A 20,639-nucleotide genomic window follows, 5' to 3' on the forward strand; every position below is an offset into this window, starting at 1 on the left:
CTCAAATCGCCATGTCCTTCGTTGGTTTGCACATTCACAGCGATTACAGCCTCCTAGATGGCGCTTCTCAGCTACAGCAGCTCGCCGAACGGGCGGTGGAATTAGGGATGCCCGCGATCGCCCTTACAGACCACGGAGTGATGTACGGCGCGATCGAACTCATCAAAGTTTGCCGAAATAAAAACATCAAGCCCATAATTGGCAACGAAATGTACGTAGTCAACGGCGACATCGAAGTCAAAGTTAGAGGTAGAAGAAAATACCATCAAGTTGTCTTAGCCAAAAATACCCAAGGCTATAAAAACCTCGTCAAACTCACCACAATTTCCCACTTAAAGGGAATGCCAGAACGAGGTATTTTTGCCCGCCCCTGCATCAACAAAGACCTACTCAAACAATACTCCGAAGGTTTAATTGTCACCAGTGCTTGTTTGGGTGGCGAAGTTCCCCAGATGATTCTACAAAACAAGCTAGATACAGCGCGCGAAGTTGCCAAATGGTATAAAGAAGTATTTGGGGATGACTACTATATAGAAATTCAAGACCACGGTTCCCAAGAAGACCGGATGGTAAATGTGGAAATCGTCAAAATTGCCCGCGAATTCAATATAAAAATAATCGCCACTAACGATTCTCACTATATTTCTTGTAACGACGTAGAAGCCCACGATGCTTTGCTGTGCATCAACACCAACAAACTGATTGAAGAAGACAAGCGGATGCGCTACAGCGGTACAGAATATCTTAAGTCCGCTGACGAGATGGCGCAACTGTTTCGAGACCATTTGGACGACGAAACCATCAAAGAGGCGATCGAAACTACCCTAGAAGTAGCAAACAAAGTATCAAGATACGAGCTAACAGGAGAAGCTCGGATTCCCACAATTCCAATTCCCCCAGAACATACCGCCGATACCTATGTAGAAGAAATATCTTGGCTAGGACTATTAGAACGCCTCAAAAGCCGCACCAAAAACGAAATCCCCCCAGTCTACAAACAAAGACTAGAATATGAGCTAAAAATGATTCAGCAGATGGGTTTCTCTGAATATTTTTTAGTAGTTTGGGACTACATGAAATATGCTAGAGATAACAATATTCCCGTCGGGCCAGGACGTGGTTCTGCGGCAGGTTCTTTAGTTGCTTACGTCCTCAACATTACCAACATAGACCCCGTACACCACGGATTGCTGTTCGAGAGATTTCTCAATCCCGAACGTAAATCTATGCCAGATATCGATAGCGATTTTTGCATAGAAAGACGCGACGATATGATTAAATATGTTACGGAAAAATATGGCACAGACCGCGTAGCACAAATTATTACTTTCAACAGAATGACATCAAAAGCTGTCTTGAAAGATGTTGCTAGAGTGCTAGGAATTCCCTACAAAAAAGCCGACGAAATGGCAAAAATGATTCCCGTGTCGCGGGGGAAACCGGAAAAACTCAAAGTGATGATTTCCGAGGGAACACCGGCACAGGATTTTAAAGACAACTACGAAAATACAATTTGCATAAATGCAGAAACTGGCACCGAAGTTCCAGTGCGTCAGTGGATTGACATGGCAATTCGCATTGAAGGAACTAACAAAACCTATGGCGTTCACGCGGCCGGTGTGGTCATTTCTTCCCAACCCCTTGATGAAATTGTACCATTGCAAAAAAATGACAATGGTGCTGTGATTACCCAATATTTCATGGAAGACTTGGAATTTTTGGGGTTGCTGAAGATGGATTTTCTGGGACTTAAAAATTTAACAACTCTCCAAAAAACAGTCGAGTATGTTAAGCAAACGCAAGATATAATTATCGATGCCGAAGCCTTACCTTCTGATATTGAACGCAGAGCTCAAGAGACATTTACTAGGAACAACAAGTTACCAGGTGATGTAGCAAAAACTTATCAACTCTTAGAAAAAGGAGATTTGGAAGGTATTTTTCAGCTAGAATCTTCTGGGATGCTGGATGTAGTAAAAAAAATTAAACCTTCCTGTCTGGATGATATTTCTTCTATTCTGGCGCTTTATCGTCCCGGCCCGCTGGATGCTGGTTTGATTCCACAATTTATCGATCGCAAACACGGTAGAGAGGTGGTTAAATATGACCATCCGTTGTTAGAACCAATTTTAAAAGAAACCTATGGAACGCTTTGTTTCCAAGAGCAAATTATGCGGATGGCTCAAGATTTGGCGGGCTATTCTTTAGGTCAAGCTGACTTGCTGCGCCGCGCAATGGGCAAGAAGAAGGCTGATGAAATGCAGAAGCAAAAGGAAACATTTATTGATGGGGCAACTAAAAATGGTGTCACTCAAAGAGTTGCCGAAGAGTTGTTCGGACAAATGCTACAATTCGCCGAATATTGTTTTAATAAATCCCATTCAATGGCCTATGCCTATATCACTTACCAAACTGCTTATTTAAAGGCAAATTTTCCTGTAGAATACATGGCTGCACTGCTGACTGCTAACAGAGGCGATCAGGAGAAGGTACAGAGATATATTGCTAATTGTCTCAAGCTGAAGATTGACGTTGAGCCCCCTGATATTAATGGCTCTGAACTTACTTTTACGCCGCTTCCTACAGAGATGACAAAGGCCGAAAGACATAAAATTTTGTTTGGAATTTCGGCGGTTAAAAATGTGGGTGAGGGGGCTATTGAAAATATTTTGGAGGCGCGCCAAGAAGGGGGTAAGTTTAAGTCGCTGCCGGATTTGTGCGATCGCGTAAATCTACATTCTGTCAACCGCCGTGCCCTAGAAGCCTTGATTCAGTGTGGTGCTTTTGACAAAATCGATCCCAACCGCCAGCAATTGGTAAACGACCTCGAAGGGGTGATGAAATGGGCTCAAGACCGCAAGAAAGATCGAGAAAGTGGTCAAGGTAATCTGTTTGACTTGTTGGGTGGGAATAGCTTTGGGAACTCGGCGAATAAATTTGAGTCTGCACCAAAATCAAAGACTGTCAAAAATTTTGATACACAGGAAAAATTGCGTTTAGAAAAAGAATTACTGGGTTTTTATGTATCAGAACATCCCCTCAAGTTTCTGCTTGAATCTAATCAAGATCCAGATGTTGTGACTCTGGCACAGTTGGCGGAGAAAAAAGGGAAAGTTTCGGTTATTGTCATGATCAGCGCTATCAAACTTGTAGTGACAAAAAAGGGCGATGCGATGGCAATTTTGCAATTAGAAGATTTGACTAATCAAATCAAAGCTGTGGTATTTCCCAAGGCTTACGAACAACTGAAACCTTACATTGTAGATAATGCGATTTTGCTAATTGGTGGAAAAATAGAGAAAGACGGCGAAGAAATTCAGATAATTGTAGACACTGCAAAGCCTGTAGAAAATTCACAAGTTGCAGAGGAAATCGAGGTAGCCCAACCGGAAATACAAAATTCTTGGGCGAGGGAATCGGAAACACAAAGTTCTTGGGCGGCGCAACCGGAAAGACAAAATTATTTGGCGACGGAACCGGTTAACTTTGCCCGATCGACAAAACCAGTGCAAGTTATAGAAATGGTGATTGTCAAGCTTACACCGCCGCAGGTGCAAGATACGAAAAATCTCAATTCCCTGAAAGCTATTTTGCAAGAACTTTCCGATCGCCGAGAGGATGCTAGGGCTTCTGTGGGCGGAATTGTTGTGGGTAAATATTGCTGTCAGCCGCTTCGGATTAACCCTAAGTTGTGGGTACAAGATGGCGATGGTGCTGTTAGCCGTCTCAAGTCGGCGGGATTTGATGCTTGGGTTTTCCCTCTCGACAATCGCGGGGATGCTGCGGTGTTTCGAGAAGTGCGATCGCAACTTAACATACATTCTTGGGCCAGTCGTTTACTTGACGCGGATGCCGATCGCATTTCCCAGTATCTCAACTATCTCGCCCAACTAAACAAACGCCCGCCAAACTAACACCTCGTCGCCATCCCCACCGGTGACTAAAGTTTGACCGTCAGGACTAAAAGCCACCGGATTGCACCCAACCAGACTGCACAAACATACCCCTGTTTGCAAGTTCCACAGTTTAACCGTACCATCTCGGCTGCCGCTAGCGACAATAGAGCGATCGGGACTAATCGCCACCGAAATAACCGCGTCAGAATGCCCGTTCAAAGTATTAATCAATTCCCCTGTATCGACATTCCACAATTTTAGCGTAGCGTCCGCACTACCGCTGACAATCGTCTTGCCATCTTGACTAAAGGCGATCGCATAAACCCAATCCGAATGACCCACAAAAGTCCGTACACTCTCCGCAATACCTACACGCCAAATCTTAATAGTGTTGTCCGCACTACCGCTCGCCAGAATCATACTTTGAGGGCGGAAACTCACAGATAAAACCTTGTCAGAATGTCCCGAAAGTTTTTGTACCAAGGCTCCGTTGTGCTGGTTCCACAGTTTAATACTCTTGTCGCCGCTAGCACTCGCAATTGCCCCTCCATCACAGCTAAAAGCCACCGAATACACGGAGCCGTACCGGTGACTGTAGGGCGAACCGTAATCGCTGTAAAACTCGCGAATCATCGCCTTTTTATCCAGCTTCCACTCAATAACTTTTCTGTCAAAACTACCGCTAACCAGCATTCTCCCGTCGGGGCTGATAGCCACAGCATCAACCGTTGCAGAATGGCCGAAAAAAGTATGAATCAATTCACCTGTGTGCAGGTTCCACAGCTTAATTGTTTTATCGTCGCTGGCGCTAGCAATAATATTGCCTTGAGGATTAATTACAACAGCATTAACCGAGCCTGAATGACCGTGAAGAATGCAGGCGCAGCGCCAGTTACGAGACAATAATTTATGGTTGCTAGGGGCAGCAGTTGCAACGCGAATCTTGTGGAGCGGCGCGACAGAGACGGCGGTTGATCTCTTTTGCTGCAAGTTAGTTACTGCCGAATTGATAGCTATTTTGGGTCGATAATTATAAGCGATTTGAGAGCGGGGATATTGCCCGAAATGTACTAAGTCTTGCAGCACTTCAGCAGCGGATTGATATCGCTCTCTGACTGAATCTTTGAGCAATTTGTTTAAAATACTTGTTAATTTTTTGCTGACTTTTATGCCTTTTTGCGCTAAGTGCGATCGCCAAATCCATCTGCATTCCAAAGCATCAAACAAATCATTCAGCACCGCCCCAGTCAGCAGGTGAATGCACGTAACGCCCAAACTGTAAAGGTCGCTCGCCGGATAAGCCTTGCCGCTGCGAATTTGTTCGATCGGCGCATAGCCAGCAGTTCCAGTTATCGTACCAGTTTTCGCCTCAGAAATGACGCTAATCTGCTTAGCCACCCCAAAATCTACCAGCACAAACTGACCGCCCCTCGCCGCACCCTGTACAGCAGCAGATTCAGGCATAATTATCCCTTTTTTGCCTTTCGCGGCAGTCGAGCCGCAATATCGGGCAGCCCTGAGATTTTGGGGATTTCTCCGCAGAATATTTTCCGGCTTAATATCCCGATGAATCACCTGCTGCTCGTGAACAAACTGCAAAACCGGCAACAAATTAATCAACAATTCCCAAATCTGTTCCTCACTAAAAGCTCCCCGCTGCTGCAACTCCTGAAACAAATTATTTCCCTCAATTAACTCTTCCACAAGATACAGATGTGTTCCTTGTTCAAGAGAAGCCAACAAACTTGGAATTTGTGGGTGTTCTCCGAGTTCGTACAGCCGCTGAGCTTCTTGTTTAAACAGTGCAGTTGCCTTTTCTAATTCTGCCTTTTCTTGAACCTGCGGAAAAAATTGTTTGATGGCGCAGCGAGTTTTTAACCTATCTTCATCGACAGCTAAAAAAGTTCTGCCAAATGTTCCTTCACCGATAGGTTGAAGGGCACGGTAACGCTCTTTCAGCAGCAATTTTGAGCCGCACGCCAGACAAAACTTGCTTGAGTCAGGATTTTGCGGCTTCTGGCAATGGGGATTGAGGCAATAGCTCATCTTTTTTCCTGCCTGGAGAGTCCCACCACGGCTAAACTTAGCAAATATGGTAGTCTGTTTCAACTCACGCCGCGAGATTAAAGTCGATCGTACCTGATAAATCGGGTTGATCGACCCAAAATCTAGCATCTCAGATTGAGTCAGTGAGTAGAAGTGCTTGAGGTGAGTTTTTATATATTCTAATACTTTCCTAAAATTTTGCAGGGCAAACCGATCGCCAACGCGAGCATTTGTGTTTTGCATTTGAGCGAGCACCTCAATAGCTCGCGTATTGTACAACTCGCTCTGAGAGACAGCACTATAGCCTTTTTGACTCTTGATGAGGTACAGGTTGAGATTTTAGATTCTTCGACTTCGCAAGCGAACAAGTTTTAGATTTTAGATTGAGGAATTGAGGAATTGAGAGAGTGATAAGTGCTATAGAAGTTTCCCCAAAGAATGCAGCGGCAGAATAACTTCCTAACCCTTAATTCATCAGCCCTTTGCAATTTTTCAATCTCAAACTTGTCCCATCGCGAAGTCGAAGTATCTAAAATGGTATTAACCGCAACTATTTTCTCCCTCTACAATAGACTCTTGCTTTTCGCTCTCATTCTGTGAAGATGCTTTTGCTTTAATCACCGCTTCCCGAAAGCCTAAAACCAGTAAAATATTGGCAAGTGTCAAGAATAATTCCGCAGAACCGTGCAGCCAATCGACATTTGCTAGCGACTCGTTGTAGGCAACTTTTGCATAAATTGCGGCGGGAATAGTCACAGCCACAAACACCAGAGTCCCGTAAAACCCTATCAAAGCTAAGCGAGGTGTTTTTCCCGATCGAGTCAAAAACCAGAGAAATCCCAAGTAGGGAAATAGAGACAGTACAAATAAAGTTTCTTTGGAAATCATTAGTAATTGTTCGTTCAGTTGACAATTGATAGTTTATATTATGTACGGTCGATCGATCGCAATCAACCGGACATGATATGACAGATGAGGGCGACCTCTACCTGGAAGGCATAGAATGGTCGCAATCAATAGTCTTCTTTGAATTTCTCCCTAAAAGGGAGAGGCTTTAAACCAATTCTTTTTGGTAATGAACCAGAGACTACGATCGAATTGAAAATTATTCACAATAAGTTTTAATTTTTAAGTTTTCATATTTAAATTTACCAGCCAAAAAAAACACACACTGCTGCATACGACCGTCGTGAATTTTCCCAAATTTTAGACTCAAGTTCCCGACTTGGTGATTCGCGGCGCTGCAAGTAAATCTCTCATTCTTCAATTCTTTAATCTCAAATATACTGACATATCGACCCGTTGCTCTAGAACTGCTACAGACTCACCCAAGCTCATAGCTGAAAACCAAAGTTGCAGCAGGTCGTCAGTATTCAAAACCCTTCACCTACGCGAAGACAAAACCCGTAACTCTTCCCCTAACACCGTTTTTAGAATAACACATCTTCAATTCTTCCAATCTTTTAATTGTCCCTCTACCCACTACCCAGCAATTAAAAGCCGATACATATCCAAACTTTTTGCTCTGCTAGGAATCAAGCAAAGATAGTTCAAAACTTCTAAATCCAAGCTTGGTTTTCTATCTGCTGCAATAATTTCCTTGAGCTTAGCATCAAAATCAAAACTCGGGCCGCAATCCCAAACTTTTAGTTCCAAGTGTCCGTCAAACACGGTAATTTCTAGTTGAACGGGAGTTTCTACTGGCAGATTTTTGTGAGCGTGGCGAACTGCATTAATAAAACCTTCAGCTAAAGCTAACTGAAGCTGGAACCAAACTTCATTGGGTAGCGATAAATCTTTTAATTGCTCGAACCAATCCATAACTATAGTTAAAGCATTGACCTCTGTGTTGACTTGCAGGCTCATGTGTTGAACAGAAGTTTCATAAAGCTCTGCTTCCTGGTCTGTTTCATTCTGCCAATCCCATCTATTTAATAAATTCATTAATCCATCTAAAGCTTTAGAATTTTTTTTATTTGGCTCTTTGTTGCGACCTTCTACTTCGTAACTTTTGCTGAGTGACAAACAATTTTGACCGTCGAGAGTCCGGGTGTAGCTTAACTCGTCTGCAATCTGCCACATCAGTTTGATGCCTCTGCCACTTTCTGCCAGTTCGTCTATGTTGTTCAACATTTATTTTCCCTGTGTAAAAGTATTAATTTTTAGCGATGTTCTGACCGATCGAGCCAAGTTGTTGTATTTTATACTTGCTGGCTCGGTATTATTTCGCGCTCACACCAGAATGCTATCTTTTTTATAGAACGTAAGGCATCAGCAATATGTCTTAAGAGTCTAAGCCAATTGGCTTATTTATCGATCGCCTGTACGGACAAAGTTCGCCCCCCTGAGCAAAATCTTGCTGCCGCGAGTACCAATATTTATGCAATACCCCCCGCCAGCTATTTATCCCAGCCGTCGCCAGCTCAAAAATGCAAGGCATTCAGCGCCCGCACAGCTACGCTCCTTTGGAAGTTGCAAGGGAGTGTAGCTGTGCGCGAGTTCATCCTAAAAGCCTAAGTAATATCCGCAAGTGCGATCGCGCCGACCAATCTTACACCCTCAGCACACTAAACTAGGACTGGCACCAACAACCCGGCTTCTGTGAGAAATATTGGGTTTGACAGCGCCAAATCAACCGATAAACCCTATTTTTAGCCTGCGCGTCATTCTAGCAGACGACTCGGCGCGCGATCTCCAAGACTTACCAGACTTGGGCCAAGCCAAAGATAGTCTGTTATGTTCGAGAGAGAAAGAGATGAGCTGTTGTGCATCCTAATTGTGTATGGTGATTGAGGGGGAAAGGGGCTATAACGGCTTGCTTCGGCTCCCTTCGGCTTAGCGAGCGGGTAAAGACGGGGAGAAGGGGAGAGGGGGAGAAGATTTTTGATCGATCGTCGAAATATACAATTTAAATGCACAACAGCTTAGAAGGTGAAAGAGGGAAAAAGAAAAAGGATTTTACAACGTTTGATTGGGAATTGAAATATACAATTTAAATGCGCTACACCTTATGACCAAAATCAAACTGACAATTCTAGCAGCTATATTACTACTTCCATTTTGTGCAGCCGTTCCCTTACAAGCTCAAAATCTGTCTTTAGTCAAGCGGCTGCTAGCAACCAGAGGATGTCCCGGATGCGACTTATTTGGCGCTTCCTTGAGCCGTGCAGATTTGTTCGGCGCTTCCTTGAGCCGCGCCACTCTCAGCAGGGCTGACTTAGTTGATGCCGACTTAACTGCGGCTGATTTAATTGAAGCTAATTTAAACAACGCCAACATGAGAAATGCCTTTTTGGCCTACGCCGACCTCAGCAAAGCCGACATGAGCAGGGCCGACATTAGGGAAGCAAACTTAGAAAATGCCAACCTCAGCGAGAGTTCTCTTCAAGAAGCATCCCTCAAGCTGGCTAACTTAAAATGCAGTAATTTGAGCGCCGCTAAACTAAGTCGAACCGATCTGAGAAATGCCGATTTAACTGGTGCGAATCTCAGCGGTGCAGACCTCCAAGAAGCTGATTTAAGCGGTGCAAATCTCAGCGGTGCAGACCTCAGAGCGGCCGATTTGACCGATGCGAGATTGAACAAAACTAATCTCACAGATGCCAATCTTTGCGGCGCAAAGATGCCGAACCGAAAAACCTCTCGGCGAGGCTGCGAAATTAACAAACAACAACCGATTATTACAAACAATTACTGTAATTACTGCTATCCAATCAAGGATTGGTGGCTGAATGTTTTAAGGTTGAATTAAGCGGTAGAATCTCTAGATATTCCTTTTTCCTGATTGGCGATCGCGCTTGAAAACCTAACAACCGGGTTTCTTGCTATATTTCTCGTTACCAAACCCAAAAATCTAAAAAATCAGGTTTCTCACCCCAATGCGCCGCTAACTATTACCAACTCAACTGGTGCGCCGTGCATACCCTACAATAACTAGAATCACTGTTAGCGCCAACAGCTTTTATCTATTTTGGAATATCCCAAAATTGGCTTAATCTTTGCAGATATTCTGGGCCGCCGATTTCTGCAACATTATTGTGACCTCCACCAGGAACCATGTAAAGCTGTTTGGGTTCGGGTGCTGCATCAAACAGTTTTTTGCTCATTTGGGATGGAACTACACTGTCAGCATTCCCGTGAATAAATAGCACCGGCATTTGCAGGCGATCGACTTTTGATAGAGAATCAAACCGCTGAGTCAGCAAAAAATCGATCGGAAACATCCAAAACAGCCGTTGTCGGAAATCTACCATTTCCCGCACCGAAGTAAAAGAACCCTCCACAATTAACCCCGCCACCTCCGGGTGGCGCACTGCCAGATCGATCGCAATTGCCCCTCCCAAAGAATGCCCGTAGATATAAATTTGATTCGGGTGAATCCCGCGCTGTTTCACCAAATAATCCCAAGCAAATTCAGCATCCTCATACACCCCAGATTCGCTCGGAAAATCGCCCTGGCTTTTTCCATAACCGCGATAATCGATCGCAAATACCGACACACCCAACTGATGAAATCGATTAGCGTGTTCGACAGTTGATCCTAAAGTTGAACCGTTACCGTGCAGGTACAAAACTACCCCCCCTAACCCCCCCTTGTTAAGGGGGGGAACCGGAACGGCTTCTCTTACCCCCCCCCTTAACAAGGGGGGGCTGGGGGGGGGTTCCGATGGGTTAACCCGAGCGGCTTCTCTTACTTCCCCCGGAACCTTGCGGGAGTTTTCCGAGGCAGGAATCCACCACCCATGCACGGTTTCCACCGCGCCTGTTTTAGTAGGAATTGGCAGCAAAACATCTTGATATTTCAACTGCCAATCATCGGGCGTAGTTTCGATCGCCCGCGCCGGAACAAAGATAAACTTACCTTGCGTGGCCCATAGAAACAGACAAACAGCAGAATAAGCGATCGCCAAAACTGTCCCAAAAGTTATTAGCGATTTAGACAATAGCAATACCAGAAAATTGTTCATAGAAAATAGGGCACGCTGGAAATTAGAGATCGGTCAACAGCTAAGGGCGAATGATTAATTCAAACAATTAGCCAAGATCGATTACTAACTTCCACCGTCCAGTTCCGCCAAGTTTGAAAAATTAATCCAAGTCAGGGCGGTGCAAGTGCCAATTCGTAGACTGTTCGTAAGCATGAGCTACTTGAAACAACCTAGATTCTTGCAAAACATTACCAATCAGTTGTATGCCCACCGGCAGTCCTTTATCATCAAATCCGCAGGGCAAACTCAAAGCTGGCAAACCAGCCAGATTCACCGGAATAGTCATCAAATCTGACAAATACATACTCAGCGGATCGTTTAATTTTTCCCCAGCCTTAAAGGCCGTAGTCGGAGCAGTGGGACAGACCAAAACATCAACTTGAGAAAAAGCTTTTTCAAAGTCTTCTTTAATCAAAGTCCGAACTTTTTGAGCTTTGAGATAATAGGCGTCGTAATATCCAGCCGACAGCACGTAAGTGCCGATCGCAATCCGGCGTTTAACTTCCGCACCGAACCCTTGAGAGCGAGTTTTGGCATACATATCCAAAAGATTGTCGGCATCGGGCGATCGGAAACCGTATTTTACTCCATCATATCGCGCCAAATTTGCCGAAGCTTCCGAGGGAGCAATAATGTAGTAAGTGGGCAAACCGTAGCGGAAGCGGGGACAAGAAATGACTTGAATTTCTGCGCCCAATTGTTGAAATTGCTCGATCGCCTTAGTAACAGCGTCTTTAACCCCAGAGTCCAGCCCTACACCAAAAGTTTCTTTAATTACACCAATTCTAATCTGACCCTTCGGTCGCAAACTGGGTCTTAAAGCTTGAGCGTAGTCAGGAATTGGGACATTAAGACTCGTGGAATCTCTCGGATCGTAACCGGCGACGGCCCCCAACAAAATCGCCGCATCCTCAACAGTCCGACCAAAGGGCCCGATTTGATCCAGAGAAGAAGCATAGGCCACCAAACCGTAACGAGAAACCAACCCATAGGTCGGTTTCAGCCCCACCAAGCCACAAAAAGCAGCAGGTTGGCGGATCGAACCCCCAGTATCCGAACCCAAGCTCGCGACGCATTCTCCGGCGGCTACCGCTGCGGCAGAACCGCCAGAAGACCCTCCGGGTACGCGCTCCAAGTCCCAAGGATTCGCGGTAACTTGATAGGCAGAAGTTTCAGTCGAGCTCCCCATTGCAAACTCGTCCATATTCGCCTTACCCACAATCACCGCACCGGCGGCTTTGAGTTTGGAGACGACGGTTGCATCGTAGGGAGGCACAAAATTCTCCAAAATCCGAGAGGCGCAGGTTGTGGGAACGCCATCGGTACACATATTGTCTTTAACGGCGATCGGGATGCCGGCCAAGGGCCCAATTTCCTCACCGGCGGCGATTTGGGCATCCACTTTGTGGGCCTGGGCCATTGCGCTGTCTGCCGTCACGCACAGAAAGCTTTTCAACTTCGGCTCTAGCTGGGTAATTCGGTCTAATGTTTCTTGAGTAATTTCCACAGCAGAGCGTTCTTTATTGACCAGTTGTCGGTGCAACTCGCGGATGGATGCCATGCTCGTACCTTTATCATTTCTACTTTCGGCCACTTAGTCAATATAGCTGGCAATTGCACTCGCTTACAGCCTCTTCCTTATCTGCGTCTACCTGCGTGCATCTGCAGTCAAAAACAGCCACCTAATTTGCCACCACGATCCCCAGGAAAAAAAATTCATCCGGAATTGTCCCCAAAACCAGAGATATATGCTAAGAAGTTCCCGATGCCCCGTTGGAGGAATGCCACCTAAAGCTCACCTAGAATCTCACCTGACGGCAGAGGAACTCAAACTTCGCTACCGGCAGGCACAAAACACCACAGAGTCCCGCCGCTGGCACTTGCTGCTCTTAGTTTCCCGAAATTGGACTATCAAAGAAGCAGCCCAAGTCGTAGGTCTCAACTACGACTACGCCAAAGAAATTGTCCAGCGCTACAACCGAGAAGGGCCCACCTCTGTGAGAAACCGCAGCGGAGACCGCAAGCCCCCTCCTGCAAAATCCTTGCTGAGTCCAGAACAGCAAGAAGAACTGCGACAAGCGCTGCAAGGCCCGGCCCCCGATGGCGGAGACTGGACAGGGCCTAAAGTAGCTCTCTGGATTGCCGAAAAGATTGGTATCGATCGTGTCTGGCCCCAACGCGGCTGGGATTACCTCAAGCGGTTGGGTGTTGACTGGCGGCGGCGCAAAAAGTAGATTGTTCGCAATATTTTAGAGGGAGTCGATCGCCATTGAGTGCGATCGACTCCCTTTATTTTTGCATTGGCCCGCGCAGGGCATTGGCCCGCGCAGGGCATTGGCCCGCGCAGGGCATTGGCCCGCGCAGGTCATTAGTTATTGGTCAAAAGAACAGGTGCGTCGCTCGATCGATTGTTGCTCTTTGTTGAGGATTGTCGATGTATCCGCACCCTACCGCTAAAATCCCAAATCTAAAATCTAAAATCTAAAATCTAAAATCTAAAATCGTTTGACTCTTGTAACAATAGCTGCTTAGATTGAATTTGGTTGTGTTGAGGATGTCGAATATATGCGAGGAATCGGGCGTTTTTTGTCGATCGCAAACAAGATGGCTGCAGTAGTCGCTGGCATCGGACTGGTTCAGGTGTTAACCATCGCCAGTTCATTCTCTCAATCATCTAACCCGCGTTCCCTAGACGAACTCTACAAAATTCGCGATCGGCTCGTCACCGAATTAGAACAACCAGCCTCTCCCTCCCCAGAACCAACCCTGCTTTCCGGCTTAATTCCCCTCGGAGGCAATCCCCAAGAAAAACTGATACAACAGTTGCAAGCAGTAGATGTTCAAATATTAGTAGAACAGAGAGCTAACGACAATTTGCAGCAAGCAGTCCGCTTAGCCAACCGAGCCGTAGAAACTGGAAAACAGCCAAATCAGTCGCTCGAATCTTCGCAACAAACTCAATTTTTGTGGCACCAGGCGCTCAACAACTTGCAGGAAGTTCCCCAAAATTCCTTTTTAGCTCCTTTCAAAACATCAAAAACTCAAGAATACCGGGAAAACTTCACAGCAGCCACCTCTCAAGTGCGGCAAGCAAAATCAGATTTTTTGGCTGAGGTGGCTCGCGAAAGCGGTTTGTCAGAGAAGGCTTCGATCGGCATTTGCCACCTGTCTAGAGAGTGCGTGAACCTGCGGGGCGATGTGCCTCCTGCCAGCCCGGCCAGCTTAATTAAACTGCCGATTGCTGTCGCCCTGATGCAAAAAGTCGAACAAGAAAAAATCAGTCTAAACCAGGAAGTATTCGTCAATCGGGGTAATTTTACCGAAGACTCAGCGACGAAGATTGTGTCCGCTAAAAATTACCCGTTGAAGACACTGTTAGAAGAAATGATCGATCGCAGCAGCAATACTGCCACCAATCAACTGATCGATTATGTAGGTTCCGATTATATCAATCAATTCTTAGAAAATCGCGGCTACCAAGTAACCCGCGTCAACTTCAAATTAATGGGCGAAAAAATTATGCCCTCCAATCCCGGTTCTGGCCCCAACCGCTTGACTGCTAACGAACTAACCGAAATGATGGTGCAAATTTACAACGGCGAAACACCCGGTGCTAAACTGTTAGTAGAAACTCTCAACCGCCAGTACGATCGCGCTTTGGGATTTGCCGCCTTGGAAGGAACTAAAGTTCAGTGGTTGGGCGAAAAAACCGGCGAAAATTCCCTGGTGCTAGGCACAACTTTAGCGATGAACATTGACGGCGAAGCCTACGTGATGACTGTGATAGACAGTCGCAGCAGCGGCGATTTACAAATCCGCAACTCTATTTCTAAGATTGCCGATTATATTAGTAAAAATCCCAGTTTTTAACCAATCTGGAGCTAGGTTCACCAAAATACAAATTTGGTTCAAGCATCAATCCTCGACGCTGCTAAAAGCTCATCCCACAAATCCTGCTTTTGATTGCTATAGCAACCGCCAAGACGATGAGAAGTTCCTTCTTCCTTCTTCCCTCGGACTGATGACGTTGGACGGAAAGCTCCGGGGGGACAGCAAAACATGACTAATGACTTATGACTAATGACTAATGACTGATGACTGATGACTGTTGACTTCTTCCTTCTCTTAAAAATGCCGCATCAAAAGCTCAGTGTTTCTGTCAAAGGCGAAGGATTTCCTATTCTTTGCTTGCACGGACATCCCGGTTCCGGCAATTGTATGTCAGTGTTTACAGAACACCTCTCAAAGCGCTTTCGGACGATCGCCCCAGACTTGCGCGGCTACGGCAACAGCCGCACCTCCAATCCCTTTGAAATGACCGACCACCTCCTCGATTTAGAAGCACTTTTAGACCGATTGGGAGTCGATCGGTGTTTGGTTGTCGGATGGTCTTTGGGAGGGATTTTAGCCCTGGAATTAGCGATGAAATATCCCCAGCGAGTCACAGGTTTGATTGTGCTGGCATCGGCTGCCAAACCGCGAGGGAGTCACCCTCCGATATCTTGGCAAGATAACCTTTACACCGGTTTAGCCGGAATCATCAATTGGGTGATTCCCGGTTGGCAGTGGAATATTGATACTTTTGGCAGGCGATCGCTCTTTCGCTACTTGATCCAGCAGCATACAGCCACGCCTTACCGCTACTTGGCACGGGCAGGTACTCCCGCCTATCTCCAGACTTCCGGGGCGGCTACAAAGGCTTTAAATACCGCTCTCAGAGCCGGATACGATCGACTGCAGCATCTCGGCGACATTCAATGTCCCTGCTTGGTGCTGGCTGCTGAGGGCGATCGACACATCACCTCCGCATCCAGTTTAGAAACAGCCCGCCACCTCCGCGATTGTCAGTGGGAGTGTTATCGGAATACAGCCCATTTGTTTCCTTGGGAAATTCCCGATCGGGTAATCGCAGACATCGATCGCTGGATTGAGAGTAACCCCCAAGCAGTTAGCTAAAGTTATGAACTTATATCATGTCCAGTCGATTACCATCACAAAAACACTGCTAACCAATTTTATCGCTGTCAATCGACATGACATCAATTCCGGTTGCACTCATACATGATGTTAACTGTTAACAGTCAACAGTCAACAGTCAACAGTCAACGCCTGAATTTACTATTCTGATGAAGAGAGGATTTGATCTGACACGATATTATGTCTATCGTTTGCGTTTGCATCCGAATTAAAAAGTGCGATCGCCGAATCGTACTGTGGTATAATTCCGATGTTACCGGAACTTAATTTACAACTGGCGCACTCAAAATTTCCCTGCTTCTACTGACTGATCAAAGCAGGTAACAACCCTCCATCACCAAACTTTCCCAAATCATCTGCAACAGTCAAATTAATAGGTTTGCAGCGTTGAATCGAAACACCAACACCTTCTGCACCTTCATTTTCTATGTCTTCTACATAACCTGCTTTTGCAGCTTCCGCCTCTCCATCGGTCAAGAAGGGGCCAAAATAGTAAATGCACCGCGGCGTTGAAGTTTTAACTTCAACCCACCAAGCCAATCCGAAAACATTGAGCAAGCTAATCAAGAATTCTTTCATCTGCTTTTTTAATTTATTTGACGGTGTTTTCACGGTGCTGCGGGCAACACCTGCGCTTTTGTTATTTACTCGGCTGTGCCACTCCTACTAAAAACTCATTTAAACCTATTTAAAGCCGATATCTAAATAGATTTGCACGTAGGGGAAAGGCCCCTTCTACTTTCGCCGGAACAACTAACGAAAGCCGATCTGCTATCCTTACTTGTTCAGGGAATGCAGCCCCAAAATGAGGGGCTGCATTCACCTATTATTTTATCGCCTTAACTGCCGATCGACTGGGAACAACAAAAGTGGGTTGTAATCAGATTTATCTGTTGTTTATTCAGCTTGAATTCTAATTCAATTCCCGACATGGTGTTTTCCCAGATGACATTGTACCGGCATTGTCCTAGTAATGTGTAAGTAGCTACAGAGACCGATCGCCCGGATTGAGCTGCTTACATCAATTACTCTGTTGTACACTTTTTTTCAACGACCTTCAAGATCCGTGTACGTGAAACTTTTTGGGCCCCCGCTGGCGGTAAATTTCGTATAAAGCCATCCCCGTTGCTACCGACACATTCAGGCTAGGAGTCTTTCCCCTTAAAGGAATTGAAACTAATCCGTCGCAGCCGCGCTGTATCAAAAGGCTCAAACCATCAGCTTCACCGCCCACAACTAAAACAGTCGGCCCGGAGAACTTGATTGTCTCTACCGAGTCACCAACCCCTGCTGCAGTGCCGTAAATCCAGAATCCAGCCTCTTTCAATTCTTCCAGCGCCCGGTTAAGATTGACAACCCTCGCCACTGGCAGGTTTTCCAATGCCCCTGCTGCGACTTTTCTCACTGCCGAGGTAATCCCGACGGCCCGCCGCTGCGGAATCACAATGCCCTGAGTTCCTAACGCTTCTGCGGTGCGAACGATCGCCCCTAAATTGTGGGGATCGTTAAGTCCTTCTGCTACCACAATCACTGGATCTTGGCAAGCGGCCTTAGCATTGGCGATCAGGTCAGTCAAATCCAAGTATTCGTAAGCTGACACTTGGGCGGCTACACCTTGATGGTTTGCCTTCCGCGTGATGTAGTCGAGGCGCAAATCATCAACTTCATCAATGATGCTGCCGTTGGCCTTGGCTTCGGTTAGCAAGCTGTGAAAGCGCGGATCGTAGCGCAGGTGCGGGACAACCCAGATCCGGTTGAGCACTTGGTTGCTTTCTAAAGCCGCTTGCACTGCATGGCGGCCGTAAATCATGTCGTCTGTGTTTGCGTCTGGTTGCACGACGGTATTTGAGGCAGTGTCCACAGGGCGAGTGTCTGTCTCTTTGTCTCTGTCTCTGAAATGATAGCCCCGGAATTCCCGCGGGCTGCTATCTCCGTCTCTGTTTTTGTCTTTGTCTCTGTCTTTGTAAAAATTGCCCCGGGAGTCCTGCGGGCTGCTGTCTCTGTTTTTGTCTCTGTCTCTGTCTCGGAAATTGTTGCGGGCTGGCTGCGGGCTGCTGTCTCTGTCTCGGAAATTGTTGCGGGCTGGCTGCGGGCTGCTGTATCCGTCTCTGTCTCTGTCTCGGAAATTGTTGCGGGCTGGCTGCGGGCTGCTGTCTCTGTCTCGGAAATTATTGCGGGCTGGCTGCGGGCTGCTGTCTCTGTCTCGGAAATTATTGCGGGCTGGCTGCGGGCTGCTGTATCCGTCTCTCTCTCCGTCTCTGTCTCTGTCCCTGTCTCTGTAAAAATTGCCGCGGGATTCCTGCGGGCTGCTGTCTGCGTCTCTGTCTTTGAACTGTCGGCGCGCGGAGGGTTGGCCGTCGCCATCGACATTCCGTTTGAAAATTGCTCGCACGGGCATTTCTCGGGATTGGGGAGAGAAAGTCGATCGCTTTTGAGGCGCTTCTACTCCGCGAGTGTCGGGAGAGGGCTTGCGTTCAAAGCGGGGAGAGGAGGATTGCGAGTCTTGACGGCGGCCTTCGCTTCTGAATGGCTTGCTGTCGGAATTCGATCGCGAGGAGTTTGGTTTGGTAAATTTTCTCATGGGTTTATGATTGCAGTTAGAGCGATTTGAGATTTGAGATTTTGGCTTGAGAAACCAATCTTAGGAATTTGGGATTTGAGATTGGCAGGTTTGGGATCAAAGATTTTTCTGGTGAAAGTTGCTAGTTGATAAGCTTGATCTGCATATATATTCGATCGATCTGTTAAGCGCAGATTGCAAGCGGATACACACAGAGGGACGCAGATAATTCATTGGAGTCTGGGATGCACAGTGCAACTGAAGTCTAATCACTCCATCGGTAGCGACAGTTTTTAGGTGGTAGTCACAAAACGCAAGTCCTAAGCCGATTCGTGACCTCAGACACCCGGTTTCTTCCGATATTTATTGTCAAGCGCCACTAAATTTTCTCGACAACCGGGTTTCTAGCCCCCGCTCGATCGTAATCCCTGAAACTGTCGCTACGTATCGATCGCCGGTCGATCCTGTTTGCGCCATCGATTTTTGGGCTTTTTTAGGTAGGTTTGCGGTGGAATTAATGATTAATCCGCTGTCCTTCGCAACTATTAACTGCTAGATACTTTCAGTTTCTAGCTCTAAAAGTCCCAAAATTTCCGTCAATCTTTCGGAATCGGTGAGGTACAAATATCCGACCAAAGTTTCTAAGCTGCTGGCTTGTTGGTAAATCTCTGGATCGGCTCGCTTGGAACGGCCGGATACGGCATTGCGCCCGCGCTTGACAATTGCTAATTCTGTACTGTTCAAATAAGGAGAGATCGATCGCAAGTGACGCGCTTGAGTTTCGGCTCGTACTTGTCCCACCACCAATTCGTGATAAGCTTGCAATCTTTTCGGCGGTACTAAGTACGAGCTCCTAATGTAGAGTTCGTATACTGCATCTCCCAAATATGCCCAGGCGGAGGGCGATATCCTTTCTATTTCTGCTGGTGTCGCCCTCTCCGCATACTGTCGATTTAAACTGATATCAGTCAGGCTCAATTTGAGTCCATCATCTGCGGTAGGCGACATACTTTTTTAAATAAAACTTCCGCACAGCTTGGTTGTTCTAGTCCTTTGACATTTTTGTCTTCGATCGCGCTAGGCAATTATAGCTTTCACAGGATTGCGAGCATCTCGATGCGAAAAAGCTCTCTAATTTGCCGATCGCGATCGCACCGACTCAAAAACACTTTTTACACTTATCGCAACGCTCCCCTTCTTATACCATTTTTCCGTCTGTTTGCCACACATATTTTGCTGTTCCTCCACCGGATCTCAAAGTATCAGGGGAATTTGCAGCTTGCGCGTGTCGCAGCTTCTCGGAAAATTAGTATTTTTTTGCCCGTAAAACTATAAAAATTTGCTATCCAGCGTTGAGAACCGGATAGCTAATTAAATCCACCTTTGCATCAAGTATCCTTGACGTTTTTTACCGCATCATCAACCGTTGGCTGCAAAGACAAAAATTTCTCTAAGCGAACCAGTTTAACAGTCTGAGTTACACGGGGATTTGAGACAATTTGCAATGTTCCTTCCAAGGTTTGGGCTTTCTTGACAAGTTGTACAAGTGCGCCCAAGCCGGAACTGTCCACAAAGTCTATTTTAGACAAGTCCAAAATTACGTGTTTTGGGCCATCGTCTATACATTTGCTTATTACCTTCCGAAAAGTGGCCTCAGAAAAAGCGTCGAGCAGGCCAGTCAGGCGAAATAACTGATAGTTATTCTTGACTTCGCGAGTGCCTCTGAGGCTAACGGTCAGGGTCAATGGCTCAGAAATGACACCCTCCTAGCTAAATATGACTAAAAGTCGAGGCTTCATTATAGGAGTTTTTTGGTTTTTTGTCTACAGTTTTTTGGTCGTCAGCGATCGGTCAGGAGTCGTTAGTCATTAGTCAGAGGCTCTCTACACCAAGAGCCTTTGAGAGACGAGCAATTGCAAAAATAGCTATGACGGGCGAGGAGGATCGTCCCACAAAAATGATTTTTTCTTGTGGGGAGTAGGGTGCGCCGTCCCGCCTGCTGGAAAATTCGCTCAAAACAACTGAGGCAATTCCAGCCCGATGACTGCGGACTGATGACCAATAACCGAAAGCGAGGGGGACAGCACTAATGACCAATGACTAATGACTAATGACTAATGACTAATGACTAATGACTAATGACTAATGACTAATGACTAATGACTAATGACT

Annotated in this window: 14 protein-coding genes; 5 read left to right on the forward strand and 9 right to left on the reverse strand. The window is 46.3% G+C overall.

Translation table 11 applies throughout. The features are described from left to right. Nucleotides 1–11: 11 nt before the first annotated feature. Complete coding sequence (locus tag QUA01_RS15410) at nt 12–3,914, forward strand: DNA polymerase III subunit alpha (protein ID WP_333090518.1); 3,903 nt, start codon at nt 12–14, stop codon at nt 3,912–3,914. On the opposite strand, the gene QUA01_RS15415 is transcribed toward QUA01_RS15410, so the two are convergent. From QUA01_RS15415 to QUA01_RS15425, 3 genes are all read right to left on the reverse strand, one after another. Then, the gene (locus tag QUA01_RS15415; RefSeq protein ID WP_333090520.1) at nt 3,891–6,185 is read right to left on the reverse strand and encodes a WD40 repeat domain-containing serine/threonine-protein kinase; all 2,295 of its coding nucleotides are present in this window, start codon (nt 6,183–6,185) and stop codon (nt 3,891–3,893) included. The two genes, QUA01_RS15410 and QUA01_RS15415, sit on opposite strands and share 24 nt — an antisense overlap. A 297-nt stretch (nt 6,186–6,482) precedes the next feature. Continuing rightward, nucleotides 6,483–6,830 carry a DUF3593 domain-containing protein gene (locus QUA01_RS15420; RefSeq protein WP_194011872.1) on the reverse strand — a complete coding sequence of 116 codons (348 nt, stop codon included), beginning with the start codon at nt 6,828–6,830 and terminating at the stop codon, nt 6,483–6,485. A 594-nt stretch (nt 6,831–7,424) separates the two neighbouring features. Continuing rightward, the gene (locus QUA01_RS15425; RefSeq protein ID WP_333090522.1) at nt 7,425–8,075 is read right to left on the reverse strand and encodes an ATP-binding protein; all 651 of its coding nucleotides are present in this window, start codon (nt 8,073–8,075) and stop codon (nt 7,425–7,427) included. An 877-nt stretch (nt 8,076–8,952) separates the two neighbouring features. Here QUA01_RS15425 and QUA01_RS15430 point away from each other — a divergent pair. After that, nucleotides 8,953–9,693 carry a pentapeptide repeat-containing protein gene (locus QUA01_RS15430; protein ID WP_333090523.1) on the forward strand — a complete coding sequence of 247 codons (741 nt, stop codon included), beginning with the start codon at nt 8,953–8,955 and terminating at the stop codon, nt 9,691–9,693. A gap of 214 nt (nt 9,694–9,907) precedes the next feature. Here QUA01_RS15430 and QUA01_RS15435 read toward each other — a convergent pair whose 3' ends face one another. Beyond that, on the reverse strand, nt 9,908–10,909 hold the full coding sequence (locus QUA01_RS15435) for an alpha/beta hydrolase (RefSeq protein WP_333090524.1): 1,002 nt from the start codon (nt 10,907–10,909) through the stop codon (nt 9,908–9,910). A 121-nt stretch (nt 10,910–11,030) separates the two neighbouring features. Continuing rightward, nucleotides 11,031–12,491: an Asp-tRNA(Asn)/Glu-tRNA(Gln) amidotransferase subunit GatA gene (gene gatA / locus QUA01_RS15440; protein ID WP_333090525.1), complete on the reverse strand. Its 1,461-nt coding sequence runs from the start codon at nt 12,489–12,491 to the stop codon at nt 11,031–11,033. Between the two features lie 220 nt (nt 12,492–12,711). Here gatA and QUA01_RS15445 point away from each other — a divergent pair, with 220 nt between their 5' ends. From QUA01_RS15445 to QUA01_RS15455, 3 genes are all read left to right on the forward strand, one after another. Further along, nucleotides 12,712–13,164, forward strand: coding sequence for a helix-turn-helix domain-containing protein (locus QUA01_RS15445; RefSeq protein ID WP_194010600.1), 453 nt, complete (start codon nt 12,712–12,714; stop codon nt 13,162–13,164). A gap of 370 nt (nt 13,165–13,534) precedes the next feature. After that, entirely contained in the window at nt 13,535–14,800 is a 1,266-nt protein-coding gene (locus QUA01_RS15450) for a serine hydrolase (protein ID WP_333090528.1), read from the forward strand. A 261-nt stretch (nt 14,801–15,061) separates the two neighbouring features. After that, nucleotides 15,062–15,886, forward strand: coding sequence for an alpha/beta fold hydrolase (locus tag QUA01_RS15455; RefSeq protein ID WP_333090533.1), 825 nt, complete (start codon nt 15,062–15,064; stop codon nt 15,884–15,886). Between the two features lie 321 nt (nt 15,887–16,207). Here the strand turns inward: QUA01_RS15455 and QUA01_RS15460 are convergent, their stop codons facing one another. The 4 genes from QUA01_RS15460 to QUA01_RS15475 form a co-directional block, all read right to left on the reverse strand. Continuing rightward, nucleotides 16,208–16,486, reverse strand: coding sequence for a DUF1816 domain-containing protein (locus QUA01_RS15460; protein ID WP_194066835.1), 279 nt, complete (start codon nt 16,484–16,486; stop codon nt 16,208–16,210). Between the two features lie 478 nt (nt 16,487–16,964). Continuing rightward, entirely contained in the window at nt 16,965–18,488 is a 1,524-nt protein-coding gene (rlmB, locus tag QUA01_RS15465) for a 23S rRNA (guanosine(2251)-2'-O)-methyltransferase RlmB (RefSeq protein WP_333090529.1), read from the reverse strand. Nucleotides 18,489–19,019: 531 nt separating this feature from the next. Continuing rightward, nucleotides 19,020–19,475: a Mini-ribonuclease 3 gene (locus tag QUA01_RS15470; RefSeq protein ID WP_194010595.1), complete on the reverse strand. Its 456-nt coding sequence runs from the start codon at nt 19,473–19,475 to the stop codon at nt 19,020–19,022. Between the two features lie 380 nt (nt 19,476–19,855). Further along, nucleotides 19,856–20,212, reverse strand: a complete 357-nt coding sequence (locus QUA01_RS15475) for an STAS domain-containing protein (protein ID WP_194010594.1) — start codon at nt 20,210–20,212, stop codon at nt 19,856–19,858. Nucleotides 20,213–20,639 lie beyond the last annotated feature (427 nt).

This window comes from Microcoleus sp. S36a_B3 (genome assembly GCF_036700745.1).
GTDB lineage: Bacteria > Cyanobacteriota > Cyanobacteriia > Cyanobacteriales > Microcoleaceae > Microcoleus.

Excerpts from the sequence above, each read along its gene's own strand:
- QUA01_RS15450 (WP_333090528.1), top strand. The coding sequence starts at position 13,535 with ATGGCTGCAGTAGTCGCTGGCATCGGACTGGTTCAGGTGTTAACCATC.
- QUA01_RS15460 (WP_194066835.1), bottom strand. The coding sequence starts at position 16,486 with ATGAAAGAATTCTTGATTAGCTTGCTCAATGTTTTCGGATTGGCTTGG.
- QUA01_RS15415 (WP_333090520.1), bottom strand. The coding sequence starts at position 6,185 with ATGCAAAACACAAATGCTCGCGTTGGCGATCGGTTTGCCCTGCAAAAT.
- QUA01_RS15410 (WP_333090518.1), top strand. The coding sequence starts at position 12 with ATGTCCTTCGTTGGTTTGCACATTCACAGCGATTACAGCCTCCTAGAT.
- QUA01_RS15425 (WP_333090522.1), bottom strand. The coding sequence starts at position 8,075 with ATGTTGAACAACATAGACGAACTGGCAGAAAGTGGCAGAGGCATCAAA.
- QUA01_RS15445 (WP_194010600.1), top strand. The coding sequence starts at position 12,712 with ATGCCACCTAAAGCTCACCTAGAATCTCACCTGACGGCAGAGGAACTC.
- QUA01_RS15430 (WP_333090523.1), top strand. The coding sequence starts at position 8,953 with ATGACCAAAATCAAACTGACAATTCTAGCAGCTATATTACTACTTCCA.
- QUA01_RS15420 (WP_194011872.1), bottom strand. The coding sequence starts at position 6,830 with ATGATTTCCAAAGAAACTTTATTTGTACTGTCTCTATTTCCCTACTTG.
- QUA01_RS15470 (WP_194010595.1), bottom strand. The coding sequence starts at position 19,475 with ATGTCGCCTACCGCAGATGATGGACTCAAATTGAGCCTGACTGATATC.
- QUA01_RS15435 (WP_333090524.1), bottom strand. The coding sequence starts at position 10,909 with ATGAACAATTTTCTGGTATTGCTATTGTCTAAATCGCTAATAACTTTT.
- QUA01_RS15455 (WP_333090533.1), top strand. The coding sequence starts at position 15,062 with ATGCCGCATCAAAAGCTCAGTGTTTCTGTCAAAGGCGAAGGATTTCCT.
- rlmB (WP_333090529.1), bottom strand. The coding sequence starts at position 18,488 with ATGAGAAAATTTACCAAACCAAACTCCTCGCGATCGAATTCCGACAGC.
- gatA (WP_333090525.1), bottom strand. The coding sequence starts at position 12,491 with ATGGCATCCATCCGCGAGTTGCACCGACAACTGGTCAATAAAGAACGC.